11 protein-coding genes and 1 pseudogene are annotated in these 10,319 nt (G+C 38.6%); 11 read left to right on the top strand and 1 reads right to left on the bottom strand.

Annotated elements, in window-relative coordinates:
* The 10 genes from murD to Q0F90_RS04670 form a co-directional block, all read left to right on the top strand.
* Nucleotides 1-723, top strand: a 723-nt coding sequence (gene murD, locus Q0F90_RS04715) for a UDP-N-acetylmuramoyl-L-alanine--D-glutamate ligase (RefSeq protein ID WP_296003820.1), incomplete at its 5' end; no start/stop codon positions are given.
* A complete protein-coding gene (murG, locus tag Q0F90_RS04710) occupies nt 723-1,832 on the top strand; it encodes an undecaprenyldiphospho-muramoylpentapeptide beta-N-acetylglucosaminyltransferase (protein ID WP_296003818.1) in 1,110 nt (369 codons plus the stop codon). The genes murD and murG, both read left to right, overlap by 1 nt.
* A 14-nt stretch (nt 1,833-1,846) precedes the next feature.
* On the top strand, nt 1,847-3,229 hold the full coding sequence (gene murC / locus Q0F90_RS04705; protein WP_296003816.1) for a UDP-N-acetylmuramate--L-alanine ligase: 1,383 nt from the start codon (nt 1,847-1,849) through the stop codon (nt 3,227-3,229).
* Nucleotides 3,226-4,158, top strand: coding sequence for a D-alanine--D-alanine ligase (locus Q0F90_RS04700; protein ID WP_296003814.1), 933 nt, complete (start codon nt 3,226-3,228; stop codon nt 4,156-4,158). The genes murC and Q0F90_RS04700 overlap by 4 nt, the downstream gene beginning before the upstream one ends.
* A 28-nt stretch (nt 4,159-4,186) precedes the next feature.
* Nucleotides 4,187-5,068, top strand: a complete 882-nt coding sequence (locus Q0F90_RS04695) for a cell division protein FtsQ/DivIB (protein WP_296003813.1) — start codon at nt 4,187-4,189, stop codon at nt 5,066-5,068.
* Nucleotides 5,069-5,764 carry a DUF881 domain-containing protein gene (locus Q0F90_RS04690; protein WP_367113408.1) on the top strand — a complete coding sequence of 232 codons (696 nt, stop codon included), beginning with the start codon at nt 5,069-5,071 and terminating at the stop codon, nt 5,762-5,764. It abuts the gene before it with no gap.
* Complete coding sequence (locus Q0F90_RS04685; protein ID WP_296003811.1) at nt 5,761-6,105, top strand: small basic family protein; 345 nt, start codon at nt 5,761-5,763, stop codon at nt 6,103-6,105. Before Q0F90_RS04690 ends, Q0F90_RS04685 begins: the two co-directional genes overlap by 4 nt.
* 137 nt (nt 6,106-6,242) lie before the next feature.
* Nucleotides 6,243-7,283 carry a cell division protein FtsZ gene (gene ftsZ / locus Q0F90_RS04680; protein WP_265138884.1) on the top strand — a complete coding sequence of 347 codons (1,041 nt, stop codon included), beginning with the start codon at nt 6,243-6,245 and terminating at the stop codon, nt 7,281-7,283.
* Between the two features lie 80 nt (nt 7,284-7,363).
* Nucleotides 7,364-7,933 (top strand): outer membrane beta-barrel protein, encoded by a 570-nt coding sequence (locus tag Q0F90_RS04675; protein WP_054748658.1) that lies wholly within the window; start codon nt 7,364-7,366, stop codon nt 7,931-7,933.
* Between the two features lie 253 nt (nt 7,934-8,186).
* Nucleotides 8,187-9,434, top strand: a complete 1,248-nt coding sequence (locus Q0F90_RS04670; RefSeq protein ID WP_296003806.1) for an aminotransferase class I/II-fold pyridoxal phosphate-dependent enzyme — start codon at nt 8,187-8,189, stop codon at nt 9,432-9,434.
* A gap of 62 nt (nt 9,435-9,496) precedes the next feature.
* On the opposite strand, the gene Q0F90_RS04665 is transcribed toward Q0F90_RS04670, so the two are convergent.
* On the bottom strand, nt 9,497-9,766 hold the full coding sequence (locus Q0F90_RS04665; protein ID WP_296003804.1) for a DUF896 domain-containing protein: 270 nt from the start codon (nt 9,764-9,766) through the stop codon (nt 9,497-9,499).
* A gap of 123 nt (nt 9,767-9,889) precedes the next feature.
* On the opposite strand from Q0F90_RS04665, the pseudogene nth reads away from it, so the two are divergent.
* Nucleotides 9,890-10,319 (top strand): annotated as a pseudogene (gene nth, locus Q0F90_RS04660) (endonuclease III); the annotation flags it as partial.

The following is a 10,319-nucleotide window of genomic DNA, read 5'->3' as shown; positions in this document are numbered from 1 at the left end:
GTTCTCAACATTGATGATTCTGTAGTAGCCGATATGGAGCATCGTGCATCTAGTCAAATTTTACAAATTAGCCAAAAGCAATCTGTTGAGAATGGTGCATATTATGCTAATGGTCAGTGTTATGTAGTAAAAAATGGCGTAAAAACATCTGTTATTGGCGATGAAGATATCCATATTCCAGGCAGTCATAACATTGAAAATATCTTAACGGTTATTGCTTTAACGTATGCGTTAGGCGTACCTGTAGAGGAAATCCATCGCATTATTAGCGAATTTCACGGTGTAGAACATCGTTTAGAACGAGTTAAAACCATTGATGGCATTACATTCTATAATGACTCTAAGGCGACCAATGTTGATTCTGTAGTTAAAGCTTTGGAATCTTTTGGTAAACCAGTAATTCTATTGGCTGGTGGTCATGACAAAATGACTCCTTTAGAAGAGTTTATGGAGCTTGTAAAAGAAAATACAAAAGCTGTTATTTTCATGGGTGAAGCAGCAGATCGATTTGAAGAGGCTGCAAAAGAGGCTGGTGTAGAGCCTATTTACCGTGCTTCGTCTATGAAAGAAGCTGTAGAACAAGGTTATAAATTAGCTGAGTCTGGTGATATTGTATTACTATCTCCAGCTTGTGCGAGCTTTGACTGGTACAGTTGCTTTGAAGAACGCGGTGACGACTTTAAAGCTTGTGTTCAGATGTTGCAAGAAGGGGGACACCATTAATGAAAAGAATCATTATTTCTGGTGGTGGCACTGGTGGACATATATATCCAGCAATAACTATATATAAGGAAATCATGAAACAACACCCTGATGCAAAGGTATTATATGTAGGAACAAAGCAAGGCTTAGAGGCTACATTAGTTCCTAAAGAGGGTATTGAGTTCACTACGATTCCCGTACAAGGGTTGCAACGTCAATTATCGTTGGGCACATTAGTTACATTAGGTAAAACTGCGTTAGGCATCATTAAAGCTAATGCTATCATTTGCAAGTTTAGACCTGATGTGGTAATTGGTACTGGTGGTTATGTATGTGGGCCTATCCTTATGGCCGCTGCATTACATAATATTCCAACCTTAATTCAAGAGCAGAATGTCATTGCAGGCATTACTAATAAAATTTTGAGCCGTTTTGTTAATGTGGTAGCTATGGGCTATAAGGATGCAGAAGCATCTTTTTCAAAAGCAAAACGCGTAGTGTATACTGGTAATCCAGTTCGTCCTGAGGTATTAGTTGACTCTAGAACAGCGGGACGAAAGTATTTCAACCTAAGTGATGATACTTTTACAGTCCTCATAGCAGGTGGTTCTCGGGGGGCGCGAACCATCAATAATGCCATGATTGATGTACATAAACATTTCCAAGGTAAGGAAGGGATTAAATTAATCCATATTACAGGCGATGGAGAGTATGAATCTGTATTATCTCAATTGGGCATTACCGATGGGGAAGGCTTGGGTGAATCATCTTTAATTTTGCCGTATTTACATGATATGCCTAAGGCTTTGGCAGCAGCTGATTTAGCTGTGTTTAGGTCTGGTGCTATAGGCCTTGCTGAATTGGCAGTTCGTGGCATTCCATCTGTCTTGATTCCGTATCCATATGCAGCGGAAGATCATCAGACGTATAATGCGCGTATCTTTGTACAAGAAGGGGCAGCTCACATGATTGTTGATAAAATGTTGAGTGCTCACGACTTAATCGGGGAAATTGAGATGTTTATGGCCAACCGTGATTTGTTGGCACAAATGGGAGAACGAGCATTGCAGTTGGGCAAACCAAATGCAGCTCATGATATTGCAAAACTTGCATTATCTATTGCAAAGTAACAAGGAGAGCTTTTATGTTAGACGGTATTCACAAGATTCACCTCATTGGTATTGGTGGATCTGGCATGCGTGCTATAGCGAATATTTTAATTCAAAAAGGTTATGACGTATCTGGTTCGGACGTAGCTGAATCTGCCGTTATTTCTAAGTTTAGAGAAATGGGTGCTGCGGTTCATATCGGTCATAATAAAGAATATGTAAATGGTGTAGATGCAGTAGTTCGTTCTACAGCGATTCGTGAGGATAATCCAGAAATCGTTGCCGCGAAAGAACAAGGAATTACTATTTTACATCGCTCTGATATTGTAAAAGCTGTGTTAGACGTAACGGATGGCATCGCAGTAGCCGGTGCACACGGTAAGACATCTACTACATCTATGATTGGCCAAATTCTAGTAGAGGCTGATGCAGACCCTACGGTAATCATCGGTGGTGAAGTAGATTACCTTAAAGGCAGTAGCTGTCTTGGTAAAGGCCACTTCTCCGTAGTTGAAGCGGACGAAAGTGATGGGTCTTTCTTGAAATTACGTCCACATACTATCGTTATTACTAATATTGAAGATGATCATATGGATCACTACAAAACGATGGAGAATTTGCTTAATGCGTTCTGTGAGTTCGTAGAAACATTAACAGAAAATGGCAAGGCTATCGTATGTGGTGATAATGAAAGTATTCGCTATGTCATGAGTCGCGTAAAACGCAACTTTATTACTTATGGCTTAGATGATAGTAATGATTATGTAGCTAAAAATATTCACTATGTAGATTCTACATTGGTATACGATGTATATCATAAAGGTGTTAACATTGAGCGCGTTCGTTTGCGTGTACCTGGTGACCACAATGTATTGAACTCTTTAGCAGCCTTTATTGTGGCTCATGATTGTTGTGGTGTAGAAACACGTGTTATTACTAAAGGCTTAGGCAAATTTATCGGCGCAAAACGCCGTTTTGAAACTAAAGGTCATGTAGCTGGTGTATGGGTTGTAGATGATTATGCTCATCATCCGACAGAAATCAAAGCTACTTTGAAAGCCGCAAAAGAACTTGAGAAACATCGTGTCATCTGTGTATTCCAACCACATCGATTCTCTCGTACAAGCTTGTTGAAAGATGAGTTTGCTACTGCTTTCACAAGCGCTGACGAAGTGTACATGACAGATATTTATAGCTCTGGTGAAGATCCAATTCCTGGTATTGATGGAAATACGATTCCAAATGCCATCAAAGAGGCGACTGGTCAAGACGTAAATTATGTACCATCTGTTGATGATTTACCTGAGGTATTGGCAAAAGTAGTAAGACCAAATGATTTAGTTATTACAATGGGGGCTGGTTCTATTAATCAATATGGCCCAAAATTATTAGCGATATTGGAGGAAGGCTTACAATGAAAGATAAACAAATAATCGTATTGATGGGTGGTCCTTCCGAAGAGGCTGAAGTATCTCGACGCACTGGTGCGGCTATTGCAGAAGCACTTGTGAGTAAAGGGTACAAGGCTCAAACATTAGAACTTAATCCTCGCACAGTATTGCAAGATATCGATTCCTTAGGCGGTGAAGTCGTATTTAATGCCATTCATGGTCGTTATGGTGAAGACGGTGCTTTACAAGGTCTTTTAGAAATGGCAGAAATTCCATATACTGGCTCTGGTATCATGGCGCATGCTGTCGGAATGAATAAAAAAGTAAGTAAAGACGTATTTAAAGGGGCTAATATCCCAACTGCAAGATCTGAATCCTATAACGGTAATCTTGAATCTGCAGAAGCAATTATCGATCATATTCGTAAAGAATTTACCATTCCTGTAGTTGTTAAGTCTGCTACGCAAGGCTCTAGTATAGGCGTTACTATCGTTCGAGAAGAATCACAATTAGAAGCAGCTGTAACAGAGGCTCTTAAATATGATCCTATCATCGTAGTAGAACAATTCCTTGATGGCCGCGAATTTACGGTGGCTGTTTTGGATGGTAAAGCATTGTCAGTTATTGAAATTCGTCCACATTCTGGCGAATATGACTACAAGAGCAAATATACTGTAGGTGCTACAGAGTATCTTGTACCAGCACCTATTAGTGACGTAATGACTGCTGAAATGCAACGCATTGGGGAACTTGTATATCGCGAAGTACAAGGCAGTGGGGTTATTCGTGTAGATATTATGACAGATCATGCAGATAAAATGTATGTTCTTGAGTACAATACTGTTCCTGGTATGACGGCAACGTCTTTAGTGCCAAAGGCAGCTAATGAAATGGGAATCGATTTCCCAACATTATGTGAAAAAATTCTATTAACAGCTAGTATAGGGAAATTTTAAAGGCTAAATAGAACATAAGGAGTTATCTATGGATGATAAGCAAAACCATCCATCCAGCTCTGGGGAGATGCAGTCTTCTACACCTGTTCGTGATGAACGGGCTGTATTTAGAAAACGAGTGTTAAAAATCGGTGGTGCAGTTACTCTCGTGTTGGTGGGGTTGTTTACACTACCTATTCCTTTTGGATCCTTAAAAATCACGGGATCGGATAAGGTAACTGTACAAGATGTGATGGTAGCAGGTGATATACATGAACCTGTGAACATTTTGCAAATTAGTACAGAAAAATTGAAATCTAGATTGGCAAAGGATTTACGGGTTGAAGAGGCTCATATACGTTATCAATTGCCACTGACTATGGAGGTTCACATTGTAGAACGCAAGGCCGTTGCTGTAGTACCCGCTCAGTTCGGATACTTAACTATTGATAGTAAAGGTCAAGTTATCGCATCAGAACCAGCCATACAAGATACATCTGTACCAATGATTTCTGGTGTTAAAGCTGGAAATATTTTATTAGGCGATACGGTAGTAGATAAGCCAATTCTAGCAGCTCTTGAGTATTTGAATTCTCTTGATGAAAGTACGTTCAAGAATATTGCAGAGGTCAATATTGGTGATCCCGATGCAATTATGGCTTATACCGTATCTGGTGTACAGATTCGTTTAGGTGATGGTAAAGACTTACCTAAAAAGGCTGAGCTAACACAGTCGATGTTACAAGATATTAAGAAAACCCATGGTAATGTACAGTATATAGATGTTAATGTTTCATCACCGTACATTAAGACTGATGTAATTCCTGAAGGAAAGAAACATCAAAATGGGGCACCGACTACGGAAACTTCATCTACTAAGAAAGATGATACAAAACAAGATAAACAAGGTCATGTTGAAGATAAAAGGTAGATGATTGTCGTGAGACACGAACGGTGGGCAATAGCCTTAGTCAGCTGTATATTAGGGTTCATGGTTGTAACTCAATATAAGATGACACAAGATAATATAGAAGAAAACATTCGTTTGCAGCGGGCTGGTGATTTAGCCGTTCAACTACGTGAAGCCCAAAGTGAGCGGGATGCATTATTAAAACAAATAGAAACGCTTAAACAGTCCGGTGCTACTGGTGATGGCAAGTCTGATGATCAGCTCATGATGAGAGCTGCTTTAACCAATGTTAAAGGTTCTGGCGTTAGCGTATTGATTGAAGATAGTTTGAAACCCATTCAGAGTGGTGAAAATCCTAACTTATTTGTAATTCATGATGAAGATATTTTACGTATCGTCAATGAGTTGCGCGCTGGTGGGGCTGAGGCGATAGCTATCAATGATCAACGGTTGATAGGAACATCAGAAATACGTTGTTCTGGTCCTACTATTACTGTGAATGGAAAAGTTTTTGGGGCACCCTTTATTGTAAAAGCTATCGGTGATCCTAAAACGCTAAACTCTGCGCTTACTATGCGTGGTGGAGTAGTAGATTCCCTTAAACATTGGGGAATTAAGGTAACCATCAAGGAAGAGAATGAGGTGGCTATTCCAGCTTTCACAGGAACATTTCGGGAAGAACATATGAAGCCTAATGAGTTAGGAGGTAAAGAATGAATATTTATATCTTTGCCATAGCTGGTCTCATTGTAGGGGCTACATTAGGTTGGATAGCACCATTTCATATTCCTATCGGTTATGCGAACTATACATCTGTAGCGGTTCTAGCTGCATTAGATGCAGTATTTGGCGGTAGTCGGGCTGCCTTAGAACGAATCTTTGATCTTAGCAATTTTGTGATTGGGTTCTTTTCAAATGTAGTTTTAGCTGTTATTCTTGTATATGTAGGAGACCTAATTGGTATTAATCTATACTATGTAGCTCTCATTGGGTTTGGGTTGCGAGTATTTATTAATGTAGGTGCTATACGCAAGATTATTATGACTAAGCGGTTCTAATAAATCACATTCTATATAGTGGAAAGTTTTCAAATTTTAGTGTAAAATAAATGTAATTGTTATAAATAGTCAGTATATAAATCGATACATTGGGACGTATATTGATACGATAAATAACGATAAGAGGAGGAAGTTCAATGTCTGATTTTGCAAATATTAAAGTTATCGGTGTTGGTGGCGGTGGTAACAACGCTGTTAATCGCATGGTAGATAACCAAATTAAAGGTGTTCAATTCATAGCAGTTAATACAGAAAACCAAGTGCTTGAATTGTCTAAAGCAGATGTAACAATTCAAATTGGTGAAAAAGTAACTAAAGGTCTTGGCGCAGGTGCTAATCCACAAGTTGGTGAAGAGGCTGCTCAAGAAAGCCGCGAAGAAATCATCAAAGCTCTTGAAGGTGCTGACATGGTATTCGTAACTGCAGGTATGGGTGGTGGTACTGGTACTGGTGCTGCTCCAATCGTTGCAGAATGTGCTAAAGAAGTTGGCGCGTTAACTGTAGGCGTAGTAACTAAACCTTTCGCATTCGAAGGTAAACGCCGTCGTGCTGCAGCAGAAAAAGGTATTGAGTTCTTGACTCAAAAAGTTGATACAATTATCGTTATCCCTAATGACAAATTATTACAAGTTGTTGATAAAAAATGTACTATTACTGATGCATTCAGTAAAGCCGATGATGTTCTTCGCCAAGGTATCAAAGGTATTTCTGACTTGATTCAAATCCCTGGTTTGATCAACCTTGACTTTGCTGACGTTAAAACTATCATGACAGAACAAGGCGAAGCTTTGATGGGTATTGGTGTTGGCGAAGGTGAAAACCGCGCTGCAGACGCTGCAAAAATGGCTATTAATAGCCCATTGTTGGAAACTTCCATCGATGGTGCTAAAGGCATCTTGCTTAACATCTCTGGTAGCTCTGATTTGAGTATCTTTGAAGTTAATGAAGCAGCTGAAATTATTTCTGATGCAGCAGATCCTGATGCAAATATCATCTTCGGTTCTGTTATCGATGAAAGCTTGGGCGATAAAGTACAAATTACAGTTGTTGCAACTGGCTTCAATTCTAGTGCAAAAAGTGTGCCAGAATTCGGTAAAACAACGACTACATCTCGTCCAGCATCCACTACAAATTCTAACAGCGGTATCCCTGATATCCCTGTATTCATGAAACGCTAATTTATAGAGTGTATAACTATAACATCTGTAAATAGTAACTTAGTAAGACATACCAGTGGGTATGTGTATAGGAGGTACAAATGAAGAAATTAGTATTATTAACTCTAGCAGCAACAGTTGTAGCAGGTAGCGCATTTGCAGCAGCACCTGTAACAAAAATTAGCGATGGTTCCACTAAGGTACAAGCTGATTATGCATTTAAACAACATGTATCCAAAGGTGGCGGTAATAGCAACGATGGTTTCGGTGTTTCTTTGCAACACGATCTTTCCGATAAAACTGCAGTACAATATTCTTATGATAAAGTAAATGCAAAAAATGGTGATATCAAAGATCATCAATTAGCATTAGTTTACAAAGTGCATCCAAACGTAAACGTTTATGGTGCAGGTACTGCAATTCGTACAAATGACACTGAACTAGGCTTCCAAGCTGGTGTTATCGGTCATGTACCTTTGACAGACAAAGTAAACGGCTTTGCTAAAGCTGGTTGGGGTAACGATATTAAGCAAACTTACCAAGTAGGTGCTCAATACGAAGTACGCCCTGATATCGATTTAAATCTATACTATGGCTATGATAAATATAGTGTAGATAGCAACGATAAAACTGCAAAAGGCTTACACGCTGGTGTAGGCTACTCCTTCTAAGGAACTGGGGGACCACTCTTATGAGTGGTCCTTTTTTGTTATAAATTTACTATTTTTTGTATATTATTAATTATGAAAGCTTTATATAGGATATTTAATATATTCTATACAAAGCTAAATTAATGATTAAATTGAATGTGATTAGTAAAATTTCTTATGTATACAATATATTTTCTGAATACACATTGTATAATTAAATAAGTTTAGGTATTATAAATGTGTAATATTCATTTTAGATAGGATGGTGTAAGTTATGACAAGTGTAGCTGCAAAGCATGCAAAAGGGAAAAAATTAAAAGACGTGATCTTCGTTACTGCTGGACAAGCTTTAGCTGATGCTAAAGAAAATGGTCGCGAGAACGTTGTAAATGGTACTTTAGGCGCTATTCACGATGAAGATGGCAAATTAGTTTTCCTTAAAACCGTTAAAGAAGAATATTTGGGTCTTTCTGACACTGAACATATTGGTTATGCTCCAATTGCAGGTATTCCAGAGTTTCTAGCAGCTGCTGAGAAAGAATGTTTTGGTAATTCTCGTCCTGAAGGTCACATCCGTAGCATTGCTACAGCTGGTGGTACTGGTGGCATCCATCACTTAATTTATAACTATACTGAGCCTGGTGATGAAGTATTAACTGCTGACTGGTACTGGGGTGCTTATAAAGTAATTTGCAGCGACATTGGTCGTACACTTGTGACGTACTCTTTATTTGATGAGCAAAATAACTTTAATCATGAAGCATTTAAAAATCGTGTAAACGAATTGGCTGCAAGACAAACAAATGTAGTCATCTTGTTTAATACACCTGGTAATAACCCAACTGGTTACTCTATTGAAGACAAAGATTGGGACTCCATCCTTAATTTCTTGAAAGAACTCGTTGCGATTGGTCGTAATAATGTCATCATTGGTATTGATGTGGCGTACCTTGACTTCTCTGGCGATAGAGAGGAAGTACGCGCATTCTTTAGTAAATTTGGGCACTTGCCAAAAGCTATCCTTACATGTGTTTGCTATAGCTTGTCTAAAGGCTTCACTATGTACGGTCAACGTGTAGGTGCTATGATTGGTATTTCTGATGACGAAGAAATCGCTGATGAATTCTTAGAAATTAACAAAAACACTAGCCGTGCAACATGGTCTAATATTTGTCGTCCTGCAATGCGTACCATGGCAAATATTGTGGCAGATCCTGTTAAATTTAAAGCTTATGAAGATGAGCGTAATAGCAATTACCAAATGATTCGCGATCGTGCTGACATCTTTAAACAAGAAGCAGCAGAAGTAGGCCTTCCTATGTTGCCTTACCGTGGTGGTTTCTTCATTACAATTCCTACAGATTCTGCCAATGCTATCTGTGAAGAATTAAAGAAAGAACATGTTTATGTTATCGCTTTAGCTAACGGTATTCGTGTAGCTGCTTGCGGTATTCCTAAATTCCAAATGACTGGTTTAGCTACAAAAATCTATAATGTAATGAAACGTCTTGGCAAACTATAATAGATAAGTTTTGCTTATGTTAAAAGCCCTTTGATACATGTATCAAAGGGCTTTTTTGAGTTTTAGTGAATATCTTTATGCTCTTTAATATCTTGGTCAGCTTCTTTAGCCAAATTTTCTAGAGCTCGTTTAGGAGCTGTTCGTTCACCAGTTTCAGGATCTACGAATTCAACGCGATCTAAAGTATCTGTGATTTGACCTCGAATAAAGCCTAAGTAGATTTCATAAAGTTCTTTTTTTTCTGCTAACTCCTCTGGTGTTAATTCTTGACCAGATTTTTTCTTTGCTGCCAGTTCGTTTATACGATTTAATGTATCGTTAATATTACTCATATTGACCTCCTGTATTCTATATTAGAATAACATGATTTATTATAACATAGAACTAAATGAATACGTATGGTAAGATATAAGTTGTACGCGTCTGTACTTTCACAAGTGAGAAAGGAGAGCTGTATGCGTGTAACAAAAGCAATAAAGGCAGAGCAGTTAAAATTATTACAAGAGCATTATTTTGATGCAAAACCTGCCCTTGAGTATACAAATGAATTTGAATTATTAGTAGCCGTTGTCTTGTCCGCTCAATGTACGGATGAACGGGTAAATATCGTCACTAAACGATTATTCCCTGAGTTAAATCATCCGGCAAAGATGTTAGCAATTGGTGTCACTAAGTTAGAAGCGCTTATTAAGGATTGTGGTCTTTATAAATCGAAGGCGAAAAACTTAATTGCTACTTGTCAGATTTTAGTTGAACAATACCATGGGGAGGTACCTCGTGAGTTTGATCAACTCGTTGTATGACCAGGCGTAGGGCGTAAGACGGCAAATGTGGTTGTGTCAGTACTGTTTGGTACACCAGCCATTGCGGTAGATACTCATGTAT

This window comes from uncultured Veillonella sp., from assembly GCF_934190855.1.
Classification (GTDB): domain Bacteria; phylum Bacillota; class Negativicutes; order Veillonellales; family Veillonellaceae; genus Veillonella.
This window is presented reverse-complemented; position numbering and strand designations above follow the sequence as displayed.